This window comes from Proteus penneri, from assembly GCF_003144535.1.
Lineage (GTDB): Bacteria > Pseudomonadota > Gammaproteobacteria > Enterobacterales > Enterobacteriaceae > Proteus > Proteus penneri.
In genome coordinates this window covers 150,952-174,084 of record NZ_PHFJ01000003.1, presented here as the reverse complement: position 1 = coordinate 174,084, position 23,133 = coordinate 150,952, and the positions used below count along the sequence as shown (strand labels likewise).

The following is a 23,133-nucleotide window of genomic DNA, read 5'->3' as shown; positions in this document are numbered from 1 at the left end:
CAGCAATAAATTAAATTATTTTTTGTTTATTTAATAGAACAAATAAGAGTGGCTAACGTTATAAATGAGATAAAAACAAAAAGATAGCAGTAGAAAAGTAAGAAAGTAGATTAAATCGCTATAAACGAAAGGTATATAACCCTTCCATTTGTGAATAAGGATCACATTAATAATGATCCTAATAATGTACGAAAATTTCACATAAAATAAAAACAAGATATTAAAGCGATGCTAGAGAATGACATAAAACCAAGTTACATTAATCTTATTGTGATCCCTAAAGGATGATAATGTGAAAGGATAAATTTATTTATAATTTTAGAGTATTTAACATTAGTGTTTTATAGTTATTTTCCTCAAGATCTTTATCTGTAAAGCCAAAATTTGCGGCTAAATGCCTTAGTTGGTCAATATAGAGTGGGAGTTTACTTTGGTCGTCCGTCATGATAGCAAATTCAGCAAATGAGCCTAATTTATCTAACTTATCAATAGTAATATGAAACTTATCTAGAAAATAAATTTCTCTTGATTTTGTATAATTGAGAATACAATGGTAGCCAAGAGTCGTAAACATGGAGACTGTTTTTCCTGCATCTTCGATACGAACAGCTTCACATTGCGATAAATCAGGGCCTTTAACGATAAGAAGATTTATTCCTGCGGGAAGCATTTTTCTTACACATAAACTGATAGTTGGAGCTGAAAATTCAGTATTTTTATGTTCCATATACCAATCTGTTTCTTTATTCTCAGGCGTAAATAATGTGGCACCTGCTTTTTTTAACTCATTAATAAATTTTTGTGGATTTTGAAGGTGATATTTTAGTTCAGCTTCAAATTTTCCTTGAAAATGTTCAGACATACGTTTTCCCCAAATTAGCGTTAATGAATTATAGCATTAACAATGTATCCTTTTGGGATAAAAAAGAACTTTTAATGTTATTTCATTATTGTATTTATATTTTTTGTAAATTAGATAAAAATATTTAAATAGAACAATAGATAACATTACTATCAAATAAGAGGTAGGGGATATAGTGTTTTTAATAAAAAAAGAGTAAGAGAAAATAAAAGGGGCATTGCCCCCTTTATTATTACAGAACACCTTCAAATGGGTTCCAACTTTGATCATTTTTAGTTTCTTTTAAATAATAGGCATAGTTGGCTGTTATGGCCCATAAAATGTTAACTGCAATACCCACCGCATTGATAACACCATTATTTACAGGTAAAAAGCCAATAATTGTGAAAATAGCAATATTAATAGCAAATAATGTTAATGCTTTGCGCCATAAACCTAAAATAAGAAAATAAATAAAACCAAAGAAAAATGCCCAGATATTCATTCCAATAAGAATACGTTTACCAAAGGTAAGCTCTTTATACGCAGCTTTAAATTCTGGTGTTTTAGGTGAACCATATTTATCAAAAAATGAAAAACGTTCTTGCCATTTTTCAGAAAGTTCTTTATTCATTTTAATTCCTTTTACCCTGTTGATTAAAATTAGCTTTAATAGAAAAAGTATCTTTACATAATTTAACATTATGAACAATATAAATTTATTATGAGATGATGAATTTATTGGTTTATATAAAAAGCATTAAAGTGAATGTGTTTTGGTTTTTTTTAATAATTATCTTATTGCTTCAGAATATATTTTTAATCATTACTCTTAAAGATAATAACGATAAAATAAAATACCATTTTGAATTGATTTTATGGTGAAAAGAATAAGAAATCTGGCTTATGAGAAATACCAGATTTCTTATGGAAGATGGAAGTGGGCGATTAGCGCACGACTAATACAGATGATTCTGCGTAACTGACCACAGAAGATGCGGTAGAACCTAGAAGATAAGTTTTCATACCAGGGTTACGAGAACCAATGACAATCAGCTCTGCTTGAATTTTTTTTGCGGTTTCTAAAATTTTATCGCGAGGATTACCTATAGACACATAAAATTGAGTTGTACTATTTGGAATATCAATGTGCGATAAATTTTCTTTTAGTGTGGATAATGCAATTTCAATCCGTTGTTTATCACTTGCTAGTCTGTCTTGTCCTGCGAATGCAAATCCGACAAAAGACTCATAACTTGGGATGACTGATAAAAAATGAATATTCAATTTGTCAGCGACAGACAATGCTTTTAGATGAGACACAACCTTGTCTAATAAACCAAGCTCTGTAAAATCAACGGGTACTAACACTGTTTTTGTCATAGTGGCTCCTAATTAACCTTTTATTATGATTAGGGCTTTAATATTAATTTTTTGTACATACAAATATGAGTTACCTACTAATCTTATCAGTCAAAACGAAAAACTGCACAAAAATTGAAATTATTTTTATTTTTTGAGAGATATGTATTTTTTCATATGAAAAAAAATGAAAAAGAATTGCTGTCTGAAAAAATAAATGTGTCGCAATATCAAATAGAAATTATAAAAAATAGAGAATAATAATAGCTAATGGGTGAATGTTTTATTTTTTTAATAACGATTGTTGTAGATATTGTTTTATATATACTTGTTGATATATGACAAAGCTTATTTTTATATTTTTCATGGGTAAAATATAATTTTTATTTAATATTAATTTGAATTTCTTGGGTTATAAAAAATTCAATAAATATAAAAAATCAAAGCCAAAAAATAATACTTATATATTTCAATTGGTTGCTATATTTACCTTGACAGTTAAATACAAGTTTACTCTTAATGATAATAAGTGTTATTTAGCTTTATAAGAGTATTTAAAACATATTACAAATGAGATTGGTTTTTATTTTTATTACAGGTAATTAATTGAAAAAAACAAATAAATCACACCTAAATCGCTATATTTTTATTTTTAACCGTGCATAATACCCATAATGTTAATTTTCATCGCAAAGGACGTAAAATATGTTACATCAAGATATGATCAATAAATTGAATGAACAGCTAAATTTAGAGTTTTACTCGGCAAATCTGTATTTGCAAATGAGTGCTTGGTGCGACGATAAAGGATTTGATGGCGCTGCTAAATTTTTAAAAGCTCACTCTCGTGAAGAAATGGAACATATGCACCGTTTATTTGATTACTTAAGTGATACAGGTGCAATGCCTTTACTTGGAGCGATTGAAGCTCCACCTGCTGAGTTTTCATCATTAGCTGAGTTGTTCGATAAAACTTACAAACATGAAAAACATATTACATCTGAGATTAATAAATTAGCACATGTTGCAATGACAACTCAGGATTATTCAACATTTAACTTCTTACAATGGTATGTTGCAGAGCAGCATGAAGAAGAAAAATTATTCAAATCAATCCTAGATAAATTAGCAATGGTCGGTGATAGTGGCAAAGCTTTATTCTTATTAGATAAAGATCTGAACACATTATCAGCATCTGCACATGTTTAATTATTAGTAAAGCTTTTAGATAGCTTAAATTACTAAATAACTTATTACGCTCTGCTGTGAATGAATAGCAGGGCGTTTTTTATTCTTTTGTATTGCCTTCTTTACGATTCTTATCTTTTATTTTTTTCCTTACTTATATTGTTTGTTCTTGCCCCTAAAAAAATACTTATTGAATGCTATTTATACAGGGGGATTATTTTACTTTTAGTTTTATTTGGTTATGTATTGAACTGTTTAGACTGTCAATATGGGTATTATATTTTTTCAAAGTGTAAAAATGGGTGATATTTGAAACAGAAACTGCTCTAAATAACATATATTTTGAGTGCTAGTTCACAACCTTTTATTTCTAATATCAAGAAGCAAAGATCTTGACGTAAAATTGCTATAAAATATTTTCATAAATAAAAAAATCACCTGTAATTTAAGAGGTTATTATGTCATTAAATACACTTAAGACATCTTGGGGTAAATTATCGGCTATTGCTGTTTTATTCCTTGGTATGTCATACCAACAAGCATTAGCACATGCACACTTAAAATCACAGTTACCTGCTGAAGGTGCTGCGATTGAACAAGCGCAAGCGCCTAAAGTTATCACGCTAGACTTCTCTGAAGGTATTGAATTAGCCTTTAGTAAAATCAAAGTCACTAATAGTGATGGTAAAGAAATCACCGTAGGAAAGCTGAGTTTAGATCCTGTTAACAATGCGAAATTATTATTGCCTTTAGAAAGTGATTTATCAGAAGGTGATTATTTAGTTAATTGGAACGTTGTTTCTGTTGATGGGCACAAGACAAAAGGTTCTTATCAATTTAGTGTAAAATAATGACACCTGAAGACGTTTATATTTTATGTCGCTTTTCCCATTTCGTGGCAGTCATGTTTATGTTCGGACTGAGCTTCTCGGCTGCCATTCTTGCTAAAGATAAGTTCATTCCTCTTATTCAGGTTCGTTTGCGCCCCGCATTAGCTATTAGCACAGTTATCGTCTTTATTACGACTTATTTATGGATGATTGTGCAATCTGGTATTATGGGAGAGGGTTGGGAAGATGCCTGGTCAATTATAATATGGCGAGCGATCTTAGATACTTCATTTGGTCAAGTTTGGCAATGGCAATTGGTATTAGCAACCGTTGCATTGGCTATTTTATTTATACACCAACGCTATATTCGCAACTTTTCTTTATTAATTATTTCTTCAGTTATGTTGATCTTACATGCATCAATTGGTCATGGTGCCATGTTTACAGGATCAGAAGCCGTATTCTATAAAGTTAATCAAAGTGTTCATCTTATTAGTGCTGCGTATTGGTTTGGTGGTCTATGGCCATTTGTCGCTTGTTTGCAGTTTTTACGGAATAAAGATGAGCTTGCAGATGGGATGATCAAGCCTATCATTGGTACAATGAAGAAGTTTTCACTTTTTGGTCATCTTGCTGTTTTATTGGTGACAATTACCGGTATTATCAGTGCTATTATGTTAATTCCTGGATGGCCGGCAGTACAATTATCATCTGAATACCAAAGCATGTTATGGCTTAAAATTAGTTTAGTGTTGTTAATGCTTGGTTTAGCTGTAATCAATCGTTATGTCTTAGTTCCTCATATTCGTAAGAAAAATAACTTTCAATGGCTGCTAGTAAATAGTTGGCTTGAACTATTATTTGGAACAATGGTTATTTTTACCGTAGCCATCTTTGCGATTAACTCACCTGTATAGATTGCGATATAATTTAAAAAACCTAATTTCTTAAGTGAGATATCTACATGAAACGTTTCTTATTCGCGGGAATGTTAATGCTCTTTACTTTTCAAGCATTCTCGGCGGCACCTATTTCAACGGTCAGTAAGCTTCAATTTGGTGACGATTGGCCATTTACACGTGAAGAAGTGATGCTTAATTGTCGTGCTGATGGAGCTTGGTTTGTGATTAATCCAGCAACACTGATGCAGTATCCTCTTAATGAAATTGCAATGAAACAAATGGAAAGTGGCAAAGTAAAAGCGCAGCTAATTGATGTTATTTTGCTACCAGATCCTCATTCACCTGAAAAGAAAAAATCAGTAGAAGTGATACAGAACGCGATTAAGTCGCTTTGTGAGAACAATTAATCAATTGATTGATAATATAGATAAGAATTTTTTATTTTTATCATGTTGATTTAAATAATAAAAATAAATAACAACGATTTTTTGAGTAGAAAATAGTGTGCTACTAGGCTGTTTACTGGATCTTTACATATTGTTAGCTAATATTTAACAGTAGGTTGTGAGATAGAAAAGTCTGAGAAAGTCTGAGTGAGTTCTCGATTTTTGTTTATGCCGTAAGCAACATTTTACTTTTTAGCGCACGGCTCAAAATGAGCCATTTCCCTAAGCCAGATAAATGATTTATCTGGCTTTTTTTATTTCGCTTTAGCATCTCTTATGCCACTTTTAAGATCCAATGGTGGTTTTCTTTGTCATAAGCATGACGATAAAGCAGAATATTTTGATCTTTCAATTGGGCTGGAATGCTGGTGTTTTCATCCCATCCATCTAATTGCATGCAAAATTCTTTGTCATAATCACATGGTATATGAATATAAGCTAATTGATTATCGACAGAGTGTTTTAAAGTAATATCTTCAATTTCATAGCAAGCAATTTTCAACGTTATCTTTTTCATAATAAAACTCCGGTTTAAGCGATGTTGTGTTCTGTTATGTTTTGTTAGAGGCATTTATTTCAAAGAATGCTTTTTGACCAAACAGAATTAAGCATAGTATAAATGGAATCGATTTCCAAAATTTTTTTTGAAAATAAAAAAAGCGGATCATTTTTTGTGATCCGCTTTAAATAAATCTTCTGAAATAGGGTAGAATTATCTAATTTTTAAGGTTTAGGTATTGCCGTTCCCCATTCATTCCAATCTTTAGGCTCTTTTGCATTTAAAATGAAATTCTGTTCCTGTTTCGCTTTTGATTGTAATGGCGTGGAAGGTGGTGTTGCAAATGTAATGCCTCCACGTATAAATTGTTTAAATGTTCCACTTCGTATAACACCACCCGTTAAACCAAAGGAAAAGTTATATCCAGAGGAAAGCCAGAATTCGGTATTATTTCTAACAAGATATTGATATTTTTTACTGATTCGAATGTGAATTAAGACTCTATCAGACATGTTTCCTAATTCAAGGCCTGTCACAGCACCAACTTCAAGACCTCGATAATAAATAGGCGTACCAATTTGTACTGAGCCGGCTTCTGTAGCATTTAAAACAAGATTTAATCCATCAAGATAGCGAGAGTCTGTAATATTGGATGTTTGTAATTCAAATTTACGATATACGCCCCCATTGCCGGGCTCTGCTTTAATATAAGGTTGAATAAGTGAATCTAAGTTATCTAATCCCGATGCTGTTAACTCAGGAGTAACAACAGCGAAGCGACTGCCTGATCTCGCAAAGGTTTTGACATAATCAGGGTAGAGTACTGCTGAAACAGTCACGGCTTTTCTATCAGGTGAAAGGATTAATGATTCGACTTGTCCAATATCAATGCCTAAATAACGAATAGGCATCCCTTCAGAAAGCTTACTCGCATCGTAAGTTTTTAAAGTGATTTGAGCACCAATAGCCCTAGCACTGGTTTCTGATGAATAGAGTTTGTAACGTGAGGCGTTATTATTGATATTTTCAAAGTTATCGAAGCTAATAGCCCCTTTTAAGGCTCGATTTAATGGTGTCGCTTCAACGGTTAATCCTGAACCATTGACGGAAACTTTTGCCGCACCTTCAGTCCAGAAAACACTTTTTTCAGTAAGAAGGTGGCGATATTGTTTGGAAATATAAATATCAATATCAAACTCATCAATTAATGGCCTGACATCAGTGATTTCACCAACTTGAAATTGATGGTAAAGCACAACAGAGCCTTTTTGAATACCTGGAAGGCTGGAGGCTTTTAGCGTTAATGTCACTGGTAATTCATTACCATTGATGCTTGCTTTAGCAAAAAAATCATTGCGATACAGACGGTACTGTTCTTTAGGGGTACCTTTGTTACCTTGAATAAGATGAATACCGCCTTCAAGCCATTCTTGAGGAGAAGCACCTTGAATATCAATACCATTTAAACCCATATTGACGTTTATTCGGCTATTGGCAACAAACTTGCTGTTTTCATAAATATAATGTTTATATTCAGGGGCGATAATAGCATCGAAGATAACACCATCATCACTTATATTACGTTGTATGACTTGGCCAATAGTTATGCCTCTAAAGAGAATAGGTTGTCCTGCATCGACGCCCCAACTTTCTTCACTGGTTAAAGAAATAATTAACCCATCTTCACCATATATTGCTTTACCCGCCTCAACAGAGGTAGCCGATTGTAAAACAAACTGCTGGTTTTCTTGTGCGGGTTGACTGTTTTCTGGGGAGTCAAAGGCTATCGCACCGTTAATTAAAGCAGAAACACTTTCCATTTTAATGGATACACCACTTTTTAAATTAAAATTACCTTGGAATCCAGATACATTCCAAAAATGGCTGTCTTGACGAATTAAGTGCGCATATTGTTTATCAATACTTAATTCAATAAAAACGCCTTGGTTGTCAGGACGAATTGCGTAGCTATAAACTTTCCCTACGGGAACTTGGCGGTAATAAACTTGAGAGTCAACATTGAGTGATCCTAGTTTATCTGCTGTTAAGGTAATTAATTGCTGGTTTTTATCAATATTTGCTTGAGGGCGAACTTCTTGAGCAATAAATTTAAACTGCTTTTCACCATCACCGGGTAGCATATTGATGTAGTTACCACCTACTAAAGCATCTAGCCCTGATACACCTGATAGGCTCGCTTTAGGTGTAACAAGCCAAAATTGTGTATTTTTCCGTAATGCGGTGGCAAGGTTTTTTCGTACATCAGCTGTAACAATAACTCTGCGTAAGTCATCGCTTAGAGTGACATCTTTAACTATTCCTACATCAACGCCTTGATAGCGGATTGGTGTTCTACCAGAGACAATCCCTGAAGCAGATTGAAAATCAATCGTGATTTGTATACCTTTATCTTGCCAATGTTGGAAAAGCAACCAACTAGCAATAAACATGGCGATAACAGGGAGCAGCCAAAATGTCGAAATTTTACGCTTGCGGCGTATTTGGGCTTGTGTGTCCTGAATGTCGTTTTCTTCTTGTTGCATAAGTATCCCATAATAAACGACTATCCAACCATTCAACGGCAAGGATAGTAAGAATAACCGCAGTACCAAAATAAAAAGCCGCTGGCCCCATTGTAAAAGTCATCAATTGATCTCGATTAATCAATGACATCATCAGCCCAATCACAAAGAGATCAAGCATTGACCATCGCCCTATCCAAGAGACGAAACGGTATAATTTCATTCGAAGTAGGGGATCAATACTAGAATTAAAATGAATGCTTAATAATAAGCCCAGCATAATTATAATCTTAAAAAAAGGTACAAAAATACTGGCAATAAAAACAATAATCGCAATTGGGGTATTGCCTGAATTCACTAACGAAAGTACACCTGAAAAAATAGTATCTTCACTACGTTGACCATTTAAATAGAAAATAGAAATAGGCAATAAATTTGCAGGTATTAGCAGAATTATTGCTGAAATTAATGCTGCCCATGTTTTTTGTAAACTCATTGGCTGCCTTGGGGTATAGCAAGTTTTACAACGTGGGCACTGTGTTGATGGTGTTCTTTTAAAATGATAATGGCAAGAATGGCAAGTTGCAGGACTTTTTTCTATTTCTTTTTGCGGATAAAAGCGTTGCCAAAGCTGGTCCATATTAATGTTAATTAGCATTAATAAGCTAAGTATCATTAAAGAAACAAAAGCAATTAGACCATTGCCAATATAGACGGTTGCATAATCGCCTAATTTTATTGTTGCAACAGCAAGCCCAATTAAATAGACATCTAGCATTACCCATTCTTTTAATTTTCCTAACATTAATAAGACTGGGCGAAGATTAAGGCGTAAGCGTGTTCCTAAATGGAGATATAAAATAGCGATAGGGAGGCTAAGAGGGGCTACGATAGCACAAAAGGCGACCATTGTTGCAGTAAGAGGAGAACCTTGCTCTGACATTATGCGAATGCCATCAACCACATTCGCCGTTATCATTGTACCTAATAGGTGAATTTTAATTAATGGCTGAGTAAATGCTATTGATGCCAAAATGAGCATTGTAATAGAGAGAATAAGTAGACGAGTTAATGACCAATATCGATAAGATGCGAGTTTGGCTTGGCAACGAGGGCAATAAGCATCCTCCCCACGCTTTAATGCAAGAGGTAGTGTCACGAGGTGATCACACTCTTGACAGCGTATTGATTTCTTTTCCTTTGTTGCAATATTGTTCACTATGTTGCTCGTTAATTCGCCTAAGTTGGTTTTTTCAAGAGTTATCGTTTGATTAAGTTAAAAAAAAGTACCTATACTCAATGGTTCACAAGTTATCATTTTTATTATATTTATGCCTTTCATTTTACAATACAAAGTGTCTGATTTTTTTTGTGGGTGTTAAGGAGATATTATCGTTTTTTTGCCCAATTCTTGAAGATAGAGTATTCAACCCCAAGATAAAATAGGCTAAATTACGAGTTTGTTATCTATTTTAGTTACGTAAATAAGGTTTAATGATGCCAAAATCGCTTTTTTATCAGGAGCTCACTGATAATTTGTCAGCCTTGTTGTCTGGTGAAAATGATCTTATCGCATCACTTGCTAATACCAGCGCACTTCTTTACGAGAAGTTAGATACGATAAATTGGGTTGGATTTTATCTTAATGATGGTGATTCATTAGTTCTTGGCCCATTTCAAGGCAAAATTGCTTGTGTCAGAATAGGTTTTGGGAAAGGAGTTTGTGGAACTGCATACTCCGAAAACAGAATTTTAAGAGTGGATGACGTTCATCAATTTAGTGGACATATTGCTTGTGACAGTGCAAGTCAGTCTGAAATTGTTTTACCTTTAAAAGTAAATGGACAAATTATCGGCGTTCTCGATATTGATAGTCCTATTTTTGATCGTTTTGATAAAAAAGATGAAATTGGGCTTAAAGCGTTGTGTGACGTGCTCTGCGAGCATTTAAAAACTTGTCATACAGCAAAATATTGTGAATTTTATGTAAGTTAACAGGCGTTTGCCATAGAAATTGTTGGCAACACTATTATAATGTCGCTTGTTCATGCCTGCGCTGGTTGGCAAAACCGTTGTAATCAGGAAATTTCATGGAAAATCAACCTAAGTTGAATAGTAGTAAAGAAATCATCGCTTTTTTAGCTGAACGTTTCCCTAAGTGTTTTATTGCTGAGGGTGAAGCTCGCCCTTTGAAAGTTGGCATTTTTCAAGATCTTGTTGAAGATCTAAAAGATGAAACTCAACTGAGCAAAACACAGTTACGTTCGGCATTACGCTTGTATACCTCAAGTTGGCGCTACCTTTATGGAGTTAAAGAAGGAGCAAAACGTGTCGATTTGAATGGTAATGACTGCGGCGAACTGGAAGCTGAGCATATTGAACATGCTCGTACACAATTAGCAGAAGCTAAGGCGCGTGTTCAAGCTCAGAGAGCAGAGCAACGTGCTAAGAAGCGTGAAGCTGAGGGTGATAAAGAGACCAGTAAACGTCCGGCAGCGAAAAAGCCAAATAATACGCGTCGTCAGCCACCTAAAGATGGTGAAAAACGACAGCCTCGTCCTCAAAAAGCGACTCAAGCACCTCGCAAAGCACCACCACGCAAAAATACTGAAAAGTTAATTCCAGTGAAAGACACATCAGTTCTTACTGTTGGTCAATCGTTGAAAGTTAACGTTGGTAGTAGCGTAATGGACGCGACAGTGCTAGAGATAGCAAAAGAGGGTGTACGTGTACAATTGCCTAACGGTTTGGCAATGAATGTACGCACGGAACATTTAAAGTTCTGATACGGAGGCCAACCAGAGCATGAACAAACTTCTAAATGTGGCTTTTGCTATCGGATTAACGTTAATAGGCACTTCTGTTGTAATGGCTGAGAAACCAGCCACTCCAGCAATGGTAACCATTGATCAGTTACCCGAATTAAAGCAAGAGCCGCAGCATTCTACCGTGAGCGAGCGAGTAACCTCTCGTTTTGAACGTTCTCATTACCGTCAATTTTCGCTAGATGCGAACTTTTCTGAAAAAATTTTTAATCGCTATCTTAATTTATTAGATTATAGCCACAATGTATTGTTAGCATCAGATATTGCCCAATTTGATAAAGAAAAAACCAAAGTAGGTGAATATCTGAAAAAAGGTGAGCTTCAGCCCCTTTATGATCTCTTTAATTTAGCGCAAAAAAGACGTTTTGAACGTTTTCAATACGCCTTAAACCGCCTAGATAAACCCATGGATTTAACTGGTCAAGATAAATTTGAGTTAGATAGAACAAAAGCACCATGGCCACAGACTCAAGCTGAGCTAGATAAACTTTGGGATGAAAAAGTAAAATATGATTGGTTAACGCTGAAATTATCTGACAAAACAGATAGCGAAATTAAAGAGACATTAACTAAGCGTTATAAAGCTGCGCTACGTCGTCAAACGCAAAGCCAAAGTGAAGATGTTTTCCAAATCATTATGTCGGCATTCGCCCGCGAAATCGACCCTCATACAAGTTATCTATCACCAAGAAATACTGAAGCCTTTGATTCTGAAATGAGTCTATCCTTAGAAGGAATTGGCGCTGTATTACAGATGGATGATGATTATCCTATGATCAACTCTATGGTAACCGGGGGGCCGGCTGCAAAAAGTAAAGAGTTGAAAGTGGGTGATAAAATTATTGCAGTAGGGCAACAAAATAAACCGATGGTTGATGTTGTCGGTTGGCGACTTGATGATATCGTTGCTTTGATTAAAGGGCCGAAAGGTAGCCAAGTAAAATTAGAAGTTATTTCTGATGAGAAAGGCGCTAAACCAAGAACAATTACTTTAGTCAGAGAGCAAATCCGTTTAGAAGACAGAGCTGTTAAGCTAACTGAAAAAGTAATTAACGGTGATAAAGTCGCAATTTTGGATATTCCAAGTTTTTATGTTGGTTTAACTAATGACGTAAAAACGCAGTTACAAAGAGTGGCGAAAGATAATGTTTCATCTTTAGTCATTGATTTGCGTGGTAACGGTGGTGGTGCTTTAACAGAGGCGATTTCACTTTCAGGATTATTTATTCCAAGTGGTCCTGTTGTGCAAGTCAGAGATAACAATGGTCGTGTTCGACAAGATTTTGATAAAGATGATGTCGTGTATTATAAAGGGCCACTGGTTGTTATCGTAAATCGCTTTAGTGCTTCTGCTTCTGAAATTTTTGCAGCAGCAATGCAAGACTACGGACGTGCATTAATTGTCGGTGAGCAAACGTTCGGTAAAGGAACGGTTCAGCAATATCGCCCATTAACTCGAGTCTACGATCAAATGCTAAGTCCTGATTGGCCGGGTCTAGGTTCAGTGCAATATACTATTCAAAAATTCTATCGAATTAACGGTGGTAGTACTCAGCTTAAAGGAGTAACACCAGATTTGCTGTTACCAAGCTTTGATAGTGCTGAAATGGGGGAGAGTTTTGAAGATAACGCGTTGCCTTGGGATAGTATCTCTCCAGCAAGCTATCAGCTATCTGAATATTCAGACAAATTAAAGGCGGCGTTAGTACCGTTAACTGAACAACATACTAAGCGTATTGCAAATGATAGAGAATTTTCATACATCTTTGCAGATATTCAGCGTTATAACGATGCTAAAGCAAAAGGTGAAGACAAATTTGTTGTTTTAAACTTCGCTGAAAGAGAGAAAGAAAACAAAGAGTTAGAAACCATAAAATTAAATCGTATTAATGAGCGTTTTAAATTAGAAGGTAAACCAGCATTGAAGTCACTCGATGATTTACCTAAGGATTATGAAGGTCCAGATCCTTATTTAGATGAGACGGCTAAAATTGCGGTTGATCTCTCAAAAGTGCTTAAACCTAAGAAATTATTAAATTAAGTTATCTTTTATAACAACTGATACTTAAAATCAGCCCCAATAGTTGGATAACCAATTGTTGGGGTTTTTTATATTTATTTTAATCAAGATATAAATTTGTTATTGCTAATCAATATTTATCAAGTTTTCTATTAAAAATTGTTTAAGAAAACCAATAGTATGTTTTTGGATGGGAGCATTCATATTTTTAGTTATTCACTATATTAAGTTACCAGTAATATAAATTTTTTTAATAAAAGGATAGTTAAATTTAGCTTTATGTCACTTTATTTTTAATTCGAAATACATTTTGAGTAAATTTTGTAAGCTATAAAAGAGAATGTTAGGCTAATTTTTAGATAAGAAGTGAGTTTCTTATTTGATAAGTTGAATAAAGAGATAAAGCGACTTTTAATTGTGATTAATATCTCATTTAATGGTGCTTGAATTGTAATAAATGTAACATATTGTGACAACGATCTCTTAAATTGACAAAAAATTACTATAACATACAGATTATGAAGATCTCGCGTCACTTTGGAATATTGACGCATTAGCTAAAATCACTACCTAAATAATGACTCATTTTTATTCTATGAGTCAAAAATGTATTTTTAGAGAAATAATCATAACTAAAATATTATATTTTCAGATTAAGGATCTCTACGTAAGGAATGATGATTAAAGGAAATTGATTTATAATTTTCTTATCGAATTTTATTAAGAAAAATACGTAAATATAAATATGGTGAGATATCCATATTCGTTTCCTGCGCCAAAAAATGACTCTATTGCTTGAAGTTAGTGCAACTTTAAATTAATCAAAGGTTATTTTTTAGCTAAATAAAGAATGGTGCTTTATTAAACTTGCTGAGTATAAATCAGCATAATTTAAATATTTATTAACCAGGTTGCATTAAGATGAAAGTAACAAAATTAGTATTGTTTATGCTGTCTCCTTGTTTCTTAGCAGTAAGCGTTGCTAATGCTGCGAATTGGGAAAATTCAATTAAAGAAAGTGCATTTATTTCAGATTCAGAACTTGAGCTTTCTACAATTAATATGTGGAAGTATTTGAAAACTGAAAACCGTTTTGATAAACAAGAGCAACGTTATAGAAAGCAAGTTGCTAATGCTTGGGGGCAAAACTTCCAAGCTGATTTCAAATCAGGTTATTTAGGTGGCATTCTAGGATTTGATGTTTCTTATTATGGTGGTATCAAATTAGGCGCAAGTAAAGACTTCGCCTCTCGTGCAATTTTATACAATGATGATGGTGAAGCAAAAGGCTATAACAAAATTGGTCAACGTTTCGCAAAAGTTAAATTTGATTTAGATCCTGTGTTAATTAACGGTAAAGCAGGTTGGTTTACATTAAAAAATACCGGTATTTTTACGAACTCACAGCGCTTATCATTAAACAGTTATAATGGTTATGCGACTAATACAGCAATGGGTGATTGGAGCTTAGATTTATTGTTCCTTGACGGTAAAGTAATGCGTCGTGATAGCCCAAATATCGACAGAATGTATTTCAGTGATGGTAATGGTGTTAGACATAATATCGATCATGTTCTTACCGGTGGCATTAACTACAACACTAAACCGTTAAAAGTATTTTATTTCTATGGTCAAGCGGATGATGTATTTCGTCAACATGGTTTAGAAGCAAAATATAAATTAACTTCAGATGTGACCATGGGTGGCGTCTTTTATTATCATGATTATGGTAGTGATGGTAAACGTACATTAAGTGATGCCAATAAGGGTAAGCGTAACTTTGATCATGACGCATGGCACGTTGCAGGTACCCTGGAGTGGCGCATTCCAGAGTCACCATGGACACTGCGTACAGGTGTGACATATACCGATGCTGAAAAAGCTAATGGTGTTGGTCAATTTGCTCGTAATCCAATTGGTAATACCCGTGGGCGTTTTAACTCACCAGCTTACGCAGATATCGACTATGTTCGTGATGGCGAGGTTATGGGCGCATTAGAAGCTGAATACAGAGTTAGTAAAGAGCTGTCTGTTGGTGCGCGTACCAACTATAGTGAATTCAGCTATTCTGGTGAAAGATTAAAACAAGGACAGTTTGGTTTATTTAGCTACTGGAAACCAACCGCAAATCTTTCTGTTTCTTTAAGCGGTGGGATCGGTTGGCACCACCAGCAAGAAAACGACTATACCACACCAAAACTTTATGATGGTCACTCACAACGAGCTCATTCATTATCTGGCTCGATGACAACCACATATCGCTTCAAAATGTAATTTATAGCGGTAATTGAGTCCATTATTACTGGTATAAAATGCACGGCTTGCATATGTTGTGAGTCGTGCATAAAAAACAGAGATAGTTGCTCTATCGAGCACGGTAAATCGTGGCGTCTACATATTACGGTGCTTTTTATGATAAACTTGTTGTCACAATATTAAACGATACCGGTCTTTCCTAAATAAATCCCTTCCGTTTGAAAAAATAGAAAATTCATATCATCTATTATCAATCTTACTTTATACTTAAGTTCTAAATGATGCTTAATATTAGGCGTTCACTGACTATTTTTTTATCAAAATGTAAAGTTATATCGTTTTTAATATTAAATAAGTTAAAAGGCTTGATAAAATCTAAAAAAGCCTTATTTATAAGACAGTTTTAGCAATGTGATAATTAGATAAAATAGGAACAATATCAATATGATGAGAATTGCTTTATTCCTGTTAACAAACTTAGCTGTTATGTTTGTTTTTGGGATCATCTTATCTTTAACAGGCATACAAGGTCGTAGTGTTCAAGGCTTGATGATCATGGCGGGCTTATTTGGCTTTGGTGGTGCATTTATCTCACTATTAATGTCCAAATGGATGGCATTACGTTCAGTGGGTGGCCAAGTTATTGAAAACCCAACTTCAGAAGTAGAACGTTGGTTATTAGATACGGTAAGACGCCAGTCTGAACAAGTTGGTATCAAAATGCCACAAGTGGCAATTTATGATGCGCCTGATATTAATGCGTTTGCAACAGGTGCTCGTCGCGATGCTTCGCTGGTGGCTGTCAGTACTGGTTTGTTAGCCAGTATGAGTCGTGATGAAGCAGAAGCCGTTATTGCCCATGAGATTAGCCATGTTGCTAATGGTGACATGGTAACCATGACTTTACTGCAAGGTGTTGTGAATACCTTCGTTATCTTTATTTCTCGTATTATCGCTCAATTTGTTGCTAATTTTGTCTCTAATGATGAAGAGAGTGAAAATAGCAATGGAAACCCATGGGTCTATATGGGGGTTTCAATGGTTCTGGAAATTGTATTCGGTATTCTTGCCAGCATTATAACAATGTGGTTTTCACGTTATCGTGAATTCCATGCGGATGCAGGTTCTGCAAAGCTTGTTGGTCGTGAGAAAATGATAGCTGCATTACAACGTTTGAAAACGAGCTATGAGCCACAAGAAGAAAGTAGCATGATGGCTTTTTGTATTAATGGCCGTAATAAGTCATTTAGTGAGTTATTTTTATCTCACCCACCATTAGATAAGCGTATTGAAGCACTGCGCAATGGTGAGTACCTGAAATAAGGTTGAGAGTTTAATCGCGAACACTCAAATAAAAGCGCTCAATATGAAAGTATTGGGCGCTTTCTATGTATGAAGAATAGGGGGATTAATTTAAATATTCATCAAAGTATGTTGCCATTTTTTCTTCATCAATTTTTAGGTTGCCTTTCCAGCCTGCCCATGGCATTTCCATATCAGAGCGACCTTTGGTGTTATTAAGTTGATTTTCTGCAATGGTAATATCGCCAAAATTAGCCCAGCTATTTAAAGATAATGGAATATAGGCATTAGGAATAATCCCCACTAAGGCAAGTGAGTGCAAAATACCTCGTTTGGTATATCTATCACCCGAAATTAATTTAGCCTCGTTCAACCGTTTTTCAAATTTACCCGGAGTTTCATCTTCAGGAGCGCTACGTAATAAATGAAGTAATTGCTTAAAGATCTCTTTATCTTCCTGCGTTGGACTAACGGGAGGGGCTGTTAGTAAGTGCTTTAAATTCAAATAAGCATAAGTGGGATTGCTCGTATAAGAATTACCGTAATAGAGGCAATATTGAAAATAGCTGTCATTAATATATTTTTGTTGATTTCTATCACTACAAATCCAACAACAGGCATATTGAGGTTTTTCTTCATAATTATGTAGTGGCAAATTTTGTAGTTTATGAAAAGCACCTAAAACAGAACGACCTCTAAGATAGCTGCCACCCACACCAGCCACAAATCCATCTAAGCAACGCTTTTGGGTGAGTGATGGATTATTTTTTAAGCTATTTAATTTTGAAATAACATCAGAATGATCAGCAAATCTTTCTATAACATTAGGTCGCCAATTGACTTCTGATAACAAGACTCGTTCTTTTTCTGAAAGAGTATCAAGCTGATACAATGAAACTTGGCGTTCAGGATCATACTGACTGTTTTCATACTTATAGAGTTTTCGCAAAATTCGCATAATTTTTTGCACGATTTTACCTTGTTATGTTTATAGGTTTTTAATTGATATTGGTGGGTAACATAAATAGAAGATATGTAACTTAATACAGATACAAAAAAAAGCCAGTTCAAATGATGAACTGACTTTATTAATAGAGGCAGATAAAGTTTATTTTACTGTAAGTTCAGTTTCTTCATCTTGGTTAAAGACAGTTTTATCCGTTTGTCCCATAATTTGACTCGTGATTGTACCCGCTGTCATTGAGCCACTGACGTTTAATGCGGTACGTCCCATATCAATTAATGGCTCTACAGAGATTAATAGGGCAACTAATGTCACAGGTAAACCCATTGCAGGCAGAACGATAAGAGCTGCAAATGTAGCACCACCACCAACGCCCGCAACACCTGCAGAGCTGACGGTTACGATAGCAACTAAAGTGGCAATCCACATTGGATCTAATGGGTTAATTCCCACTGTAGGCGCAACCATAACGGCCAACATCGCAGGGTAAATACCCGCACAACCATTTTGACCAATTGTTGTACCAAAAGATGATGAGAAGCTTGCGATAGATTCTGGCACACCCACACGCTTAATTTGAGTTTCAATATTTAATGGAATACTTGCAGCACTTGAACGACTTGTAAATGCGAATGCTAATAAAGGCCCCGCTTTTTTGAAGAATTTAATAGGATTCAAACCCGTAAAGCTGACTAGTAATCCATGAACCACAAACATTAAGCCAATAGCAACATAGGAGGCAACAACAAAGCTTCCTAATTGAATGATGTCGTGCATATTTGAGCTTGCAACAACCTTAGTCATCAGCGCCATTACACCATAAGGTGTTAACATCATAACAATACGAACCAGTTTCATGATCCATGATTGTAAGCAATCAATTGCAACTAAAACTTTCTCACCACGAGGTTGGTCTTCTTTGAGCAGTTTCAGTGCAGCCATACCTAAGAAAGTAGCAAAGATAACGACGCTAATAATTGATGTTGAGCTTGCACCTGTTAAATCAGCAAATGGATTTTTAGGAATAAATGACAAAATAAGCTGTGGCATCGTTAAGTCAGAAACTTTGCCCATGTAATTTTGCTCAAGTGCAATTAAGCGCTGTGCTTCTTGTTCACCTTGTACTAGGCCTTCTGCTGTTAAGCCAAATAAATTAGCAATAACAATACCTATTAATGCAGAAATAGCTGTGGTGAATAATAGTGTGCCAATAGTGAGTCCACTAATTTTTCCTAGTGATGATGCTTGGTGTAATCGAGCTACGGCACTAAGAATAGAGGCAAATACTAATGGCATAATGATCATTTGTAACAGCTGTACATAGCCATTACCCACGATATTAAACCAAAGAATAGATTCTTTAATAATAGGATCGTGTGAGTCATAGAATGCGTGTAGTGCTAGCCCAAAAGCAACACCAAAAACTAAACCAACAAGAACTTTCTTTGAAAGGCTCCACTGACGTTGACTTAATTTAGCCAAGATGAGTAATAGCACAACAAAGACGAGTACGTTAATGATTAACGGAAAATTCATCTTAACTCTCCAACGAGATCTTTATTTATATAATTTCGACGATTGTATGCGATATGAGTTCTTAGGCAATAAGAAAGGATATAACAGCACCAATGCGATATAGGGTAACAGAACTGTTAATAACTTTTTATAATTAATTATTATTTTATATAATCATTTGGTTATAAAAACAAGGAAAGTTGGTATAAAAAGAAGTAAGAATTTATAAATAAATAGAGAAACGTAGGTTTTTGTCAGGCTGTGTTAAAAATTAGTACGCTTATCGTGGTACATCTGTAACCAGTTATTGATTTGTGAAGGCAGGGTAACAGTAAGGTGAGGAGGTAAAAAAAAGTGCGCCAACAAGGATCAAAACAGAGATAAATCTCTCGCCTTTTTTATTGTTCTTTTTGCCTAAAATGGGTAATGCAAAGCGTATTTTTAAAGGCCACAGGAAAGGAACGCCAGCGGGAGTTAACATATCTGCAATAAGGTGGCTAAGATAACCGAATAAAAGGGCATGAAAGATATCGGCGGAAATATCCCACTGTGGTGAAACTTGTGTTTCCCATAAAATAGCTAAACCACAAAACGCAAGTAAACTATGCGTAAAACCTCGATGACCACAGAGTTTTGATAGAGGCAGTGAGATAATACGGAATAATCGCCCGAGAATAGAGCCAGGGTGGTCTAAGTCAGGTAGAAGTGAGCCTAATAAGACAGCAGGGATCATGTGAAACCAATCACCATGAGCAAGAGCTGGCGTTATTTCAAGTTTCTGCGCTAACACAAGTGTCGCCACAGAAAAAAGTAGATGTCCTTCTGCTGTCATTCCATGTCTGTTTATTTGCTGTTCATTTATACAGTAATTAAAGTATAAAAGGTTTTGACGATAACTAACAGACAAAAAAGATAAAAATTGTCTTAAATATTAAGCAATAACAGGAATATTTTATTTGATTGATTTAAAAATGATCGAATTTAGGATAAGGAACCAAAAAGTAAGATCACGGCGAGAGGAAGCAAAAGAAATATACAAGAGGAATACTTAAAAATAGAGAAGAGGTTAATGAGCTTATGTTTATTAAAAGCAGAATAAAAAGGATATCTTATAAAGTAGAATATCCTTTTTATTTATGGAAATTAGCCTAATAAATGTAGTTGCGTTAGTTCATTGAGTGACGCAATTTTTACATCAGCTAAGCCCCATTGTTTATCATTAAATTGTTCTATTGCAGGGACAACGATAGAGCGCATTCTGGCGCCTTTACAAGCAATCATACCATTGCGAGAATCTTCTAATGAAACACAGTGAATAGGGTCAAGATTAAGCGCTTTAGCTGCATTTAGATAAACTTCAGGGTGTGGTTTGCTGTGTGGTAGCTCATCAGCAGACACGACAGCTGAGAAGTAATGACGAATATTAAACAACTCCAGGACACGCTCAAGCATAAAATCAGGAGATGCTGATGCTAGTGCAATTTTTAACCCTGATGATTTGCAAAGTTCTAAGGCATGCTCAACACCTGGTAATAGTGGTTTTGTTTCTTCAACTAATTTGACAACACGAGAAACCATTTTTTGTTTTGCTTCTTGTTTTGAAACGCCTTGCCAAGGTGATGCTCTATACCATAAATCAATGACTTCGTTTATTCTTAACCCAACCATATCGGGCATTGCCGATGCAAGGGATAGATCGACGCCTAATTCAGCAAAGACCTCATGTTCTGCTTGCTGCCAAAATGGTTCAGAGTCGATTAATAAACCATCCATATCAAATATTGCAGCTTCAATAGGGAATTTAAAAGACATGTTACTCTCCATAAATAAGGTCTATGTTGTCGAGTGGCGATTGTAGCAAGAGTTACAGGGAAAATCTTTTTAATCAGTTTCTTATTTATTTTGTAAAATAAATAGAGAGAATAGCTACTATTAATTTATTGTCGTGTTAGCCGTTAATTAGACTACGATAAACAGATAAATATTGACGAATTCGACTAGTGAGGATGTGATGAGTTATCAATATGCAGGATTATATGCCATTTTAAAGCGTGTACTTGGCTGGCTTATTTTTATTCCTGCCTTTATTTCGACAGCTGTATCATTGATAGGATTGGCTGCAATTCAACGCCCAAGTGGTGATGGTGTAAATGCCGTGATTAATGATTTTTTTCGTGTATTAGCGGAAATGGTGCAATTTAACACACCTTTTTTAGGTTTTTTCTGGCGAAATTCACCTATCCCCAATACACAAATGGGATTTAGCCAAGAAAATATCACTTTTTTTGTTATTTTTCTTTTTATGTTCATAGGATTAGCATTCAGCGCATCAGGATTACGAATTTATCGTCAAGTGAAATATTTAAAAGAAAATATACAAGATCAGCTTATTATTGAACGCGCAATGAAAAGTGGTGTAACGGCTGAAGAATTGCAACAAAATATCAAGTTACCGCGACATACTATATTTACTCAAATTATGGTGCTTTATTTATCACCTCTGATTGTCATTGCAATTGGCTATTTCTTAATGAAATTTTTAGGATGGTAACACTATTTTAAAGTGAGCGAGGACTGTTCACTTATATTAATTGAAAGGAAAAATAAACCTCGCATCACTGAATCTGGCGAGGTTATATTTTTTAGTTTTTTATTATCTCAATACTATTTCACTTTATTCCTATTAAGGTGTTGCTAATAGATCATCAATGATTTTTCTGACTTCTAAATAATTTTCTTCGCCCCCAAATAAATTACAACGGTTGAGGAAGAAATAGAGTTGGTAAATAGGCTGACGTGATAAAAACTTATCGGATAGTGGCCAAACACTTTGGTAACCGTCGAAAATATTTGCAGGTACTGCAGTACAAAGCGGTAACATTGCGATATCACACTCTCGATCACCCCAATAACAAGCTGGATCGAACACGGTACCTTCTGATTGACCAATTGCAGCACAGTTTTTAGGCCATAGATTGCCGTGAAGCAAAGAGGGTTGTGGATTATGATCAGCAAGGCGATGAGTGATAATTTGAGTGACCTCATCGATATCTCCAAAAACCATACCTTTCTCAGAAGCTAGTTGTAGCTGAAAACCAATACGTTTTTCAGAATAAAAGTGATTCCAGCGTTTTTCCCAGCTATTGAGTTGAGGGGTTGTATCGATTTGGGTATCGAAATCAAAGCCATAACTAGGTTGTTCTTCCCACTGATGTAGTCTTGCTAGTTGTTGTCCAAAACAGTAGGCGCTATGAGGTGTAAATGGTTGAACAGGCAAAAATTCAAGGAGTAGAAAGCTGGTATCTTTACTATTACCGATACCAAGAACTCGAGGAGTTCGAATTGTTTGGCTTTTTGCCAGCATTTCGAGTTGTTCTGCCTCATTTTTAAAGTTAGGCAGAAATTCACGCAAATTAGATTTCACAAAAACAGGCGTATCACCATAATAAATTTTCCATGTATGATGAATATCACCACTAGAAAGGTGAATTTTTTCGTTTATCTTTGCTGAAAATCCTAAGTTTGATTCCAGTAAACGACCTATATTCTGCCACATACTTACACCTCGCAAAGTTGTTTACTTAGTAGACCCAAATAAAATAGTAACGAGCGATGTTTATACTATGACAATAACACTTTAATTAAATCAATAAAGTATAAA

Annotated in this window: 21 protein-coding genes; 10 read left to right on the top strand and 11 right to left on the bottom strand. The window is 35.0% G+C overall.

From position 1 onward, the window contains the following. Nucleotides 1–310: 310 nt before the first annotated feature. The 3 genes from CUB63_RS05635 to CUB63_RS05625 all read right to left on the bottom strand — a co-directional run bounded on the left by CUB63_RS05635 (nt 311) and on the right by CUB63_RS05625 (nt 2,224). On the bottom strand, nt 311–862 hold the full coding sequence (locus CUB63_RS05635) for a class IV adenylate cyclase (protein ID WP_109847635.1): 552 nt from the start codon (nt 860–862) through the stop codon (nt 311–313). 232 nt (nt 863–1,094) lie between these two features. Then, the gene (locus CUB63_RS05630; protein ID WP_109400285.1) at nt 1,095–1,475 is read right to left on the bottom strand and encodes a DUF2628 domain-containing protein; all 381 of its coding nucleotides are present in this window, start codon (nt 1,473–1,475) and stop codon (nt 1,095–1,097) included. 314 nt (nt 1,476–1,789) lie between these two features. Beyond that, on the bottom strand, nt 1,790–2,224 hold the full coding sequence (locus CUB63_RS05625; protein WP_072062602.1) for a universal stress protein: 435 nt from the start codon (nt 2,222–2,224) through the stop codon (nt 1,790–1,792). Nucleotides 2,225–2,908: 684 nt separating this feature from the next. On the opposite strand from CUB63_RS05625, the gene ftnA reads away from it, so the two are divergent. The 4 genes from ftnA (at nt 2,909) to CUB63_RS05605 (ending at nt 5,530) form a co-directional block, all read left to right on the top strand. Next, the gene (gene ftnA, locus CUB63_RS05620) at nt 2,909–3,412 is read left to right on the top strand and encodes a non-heme ferritin (protein ID WP_006537159.1); all 504 of its coding nucleotides are present in this window, start codon (nt 2,909–2,911) and stop codon (nt 3,410–3,412) included. A 437-nt stretch (nt 3,413–3,849) separates the two neighbouring features. Further along, nucleotides 3,850–4,242 carry a copper homeostasis periplasmic binding protein CopC gene (gene copC, locus CUB63_RS05615; protein WP_109847634.1) on the top strand — a complete coding sequence of 131 codons (393 nt, stop codon included), beginning with the start codon at nt 3,850–3,852 and terminating at the stop codon, nt 4,240–4,242. Next, nucleotides 4,242–5,138 (top strand): copper homeostasis membrane protein CopD, encoded by an 897-nt coding sequence (gene copD / locus CUB63_RS05610; RefSeq protein WP_072062601.1) that lies wholly within the window; start codon nt 4,242–4,244, stop codon nt 5,136–5,138. The genes copC and copD overlap by 1 nt, the downstream gene beginning before the upstream one ends. A gap of 47 nt (nt 5,139–5,185) precedes the next feature. Then, nucleotides 5,186–5,530 (top strand): YebY family protein, encoded by a 345-nt coding sequence (locus CUB63_RS05605; RefSeq protein ID WP_072062600.1) that lies wholly within the window; start codon nt 5,186–5,188, stop codon nt 5,528–5,530. 313 nt (nt 5,531–5,843) lie between these two features. Here the strand turns inward: CUB63_RS05605 and CUB63_RS05600 are convergent, their stop codons facing one another. From CUB63_RS05600 to yebS, 3 genes are all read right to left on the bottom strand, one after another. Next, nucleotides 5,844–6,086, bottom strand: coding sequence for a DUF1480 family protein (locus tag CUB63_RS05600; protein ID WP_006537154.1), 243 nt, complete (start codon nt 6,084–6,086; stop codon nt 5,844–5,846). A 206-nt stretch (nt 6,087–6,292) separates the two neighbouring features. Next, a complete protein-coding gene (locus CUB63_RS05595; protein WP_109847633.1) occupies nt 6,293–8,611 on the bottom strand; it encodes a PqiB family protein in 2,319 nt (772 codons plus the stop codon). Beyond that, the gene (yebS, locus tag CUB63_RS05590; RefSeq protein ID WP_109847632.1) at nt 8,553–9,809 is read right to left on the bottom strand and encodes a membrane integrity lipid transport subunit YebS; all 1,257 of its coding nucleotides are present in this window, start codon (nt 9,807–9,809) and stop codon (nt 8,553–8,555) included. The genes CUB63_RS05595 and yebS overlap by 59 nt, the downstream gene beginning before the upstream one ends. A 278-nt stretch (nt 9,810–10,087) precedes the next feature. On the opposite strand from yebS, the gene CUB63_RS05585 reads away from it, so the two are divergent. From CUB63_RS05585 to htpX, 5 genes are all read left to right on the top strand, one after another. After that, nucleotides 10,088–10,585, top strand: coding sequence for a GAF domain-containing protein (locus tag CUB63_RS05585; RefSeq protein WP_072062597.1), 498 nt, complete (start codon nt 10,088–10,090; stop codon nt 10,583–10,585). 95 nt (nt 10,586–10,680) lie between these two features. Beyond that, nucleotides 10,681–11,376, top strand: a complete 696-nt coding sequence (gene proQ, locus CUB63_RS05580; RefSeq protein ID WP_006537148.1) for an RNA chaperone ProQ — start codon at nt 10,681–10,683, stop codon at nt 11,374–11,376. Between the two features lie 19 nt (nt 11,377–11,395). Then, entirely contained in the window at nt 11,396–13,456 is a 2,061-nt protein-coding gene (gene prc / locus CUB63_RS05575; protein WP_109847631.1) for a carboxy terminal-processing peptidase, read from the top strand. Nucleotides 13,457–14,356: 900 nt separating this feature from the next. Then, on the top strand, nt 14,357–15,709 hold the full coding sequence (locus CUB63_RS05570) for an OprD family outer membrane porin (RefSeq protein WP_109847630.1): 1,353 nt from the start codon (nt 14,357–14,359) through the stop codon (nt 15,707–15,709). Between the two features lie 426 nt (nt 15,710–16,135). Continuing rightward, the gene (gene htpX / locus CUB63_RS05565; RefSeq protein ID WP_023582403.1) at nt 16,136–17,014 is read left to right on the top strand and encodes a protease HtpX; all 879 of its coding nucleotides are present in this window, start codon (nt 16,136–16,138) and stop codon (nt 17,012–17,014) included. Nucleotides 17,015–17,099: 85 nt separating this feature from the next. Here the strand turns inward: htpX and CUB63_RS05560 are convergent, their stop codons facing one another. The 4 genes from CUB63_RS05560 to hxpB all read right to left on the bottom strand — a co-directional run bounded on the left by CUB63_RS05560 (nt 17,100) and on the right by hxpB (nt 21,284). After that, nucleotides 17,100–17,963, bottom strand: a complete 864-nt coding sequence (locus CUB63_RS05560) for a hypothetical protein (protein ID WP_232240048.1) — start codon at nt 17,961–17,963, stop codon at nt 17,100–17,102. A gap of 138 nt (nt 17,964–18,101) precedes the next feature. Beyond that, nucleotides 18,102–19,493: an L-cystine transporter gene (locus CUB63_RS05555; protein ID WP_072062594.1), complete on the bottom strand. Its 1,392-nt coding sequence runs from the start codon at nt 19,491–19,493 to the stop codon at nt 18,102–18,104. 283 nt (nt 19,494–19,776) lie between these two features. Continuing rightward, entirely contained in the window at nt 19,777–20,304 is a 528-nt protein-coding gene (locus tag CUB63_RS05550; RefSeq protein ID WP_232240047.1) for a metal-dependent hydrolase, read from the bottom strand. Nucleotides 20,305–20,615: 311 nt separating this feature from the next. Then, on the bottom strand, nt 20,616–21,284 hold the full coding sequence (gene hxpB, locus CUB63_RS05545) for a hexitol phosphatase HxpB (protein ID WP_072062592.1): 669 nt from the start codon (nt 21,282–21,284) through the stop codon (nt 20,616–20,618). 199 nt (nt 21,285–21,483) lie between these two features. Here hxpB and CUB63_RS05540 point away from each other — a divergent pair, with 199 nt between their 5' ends. Further along, entirely contained in the window at nt 21,484–22,023 is a 540-nt protein-coding gene (locus CUB63_RS05540; protein ID WP_006537133.1) for a YniB family protein, read from the top strand. Between the two features lie 132 nt (nt 22,024–22,155). Here CUB63_RS05540 and CUB63_RS05535 read toward each other — a convergent pair whose 3' ends face one another. Continuing rightward, complete coding sequence (locus CUB63_RS05535) at nt 22,156–23,028, bottom strand: fructosamine kinase family protein (protein WP_006537132.1); 873 nt, start codon at nt 23,026–23,028, stop codon at nt 22,156–22,158. Between the last annotated feature and the right edge of the window lie 105 nt (nt 23,029–23,133).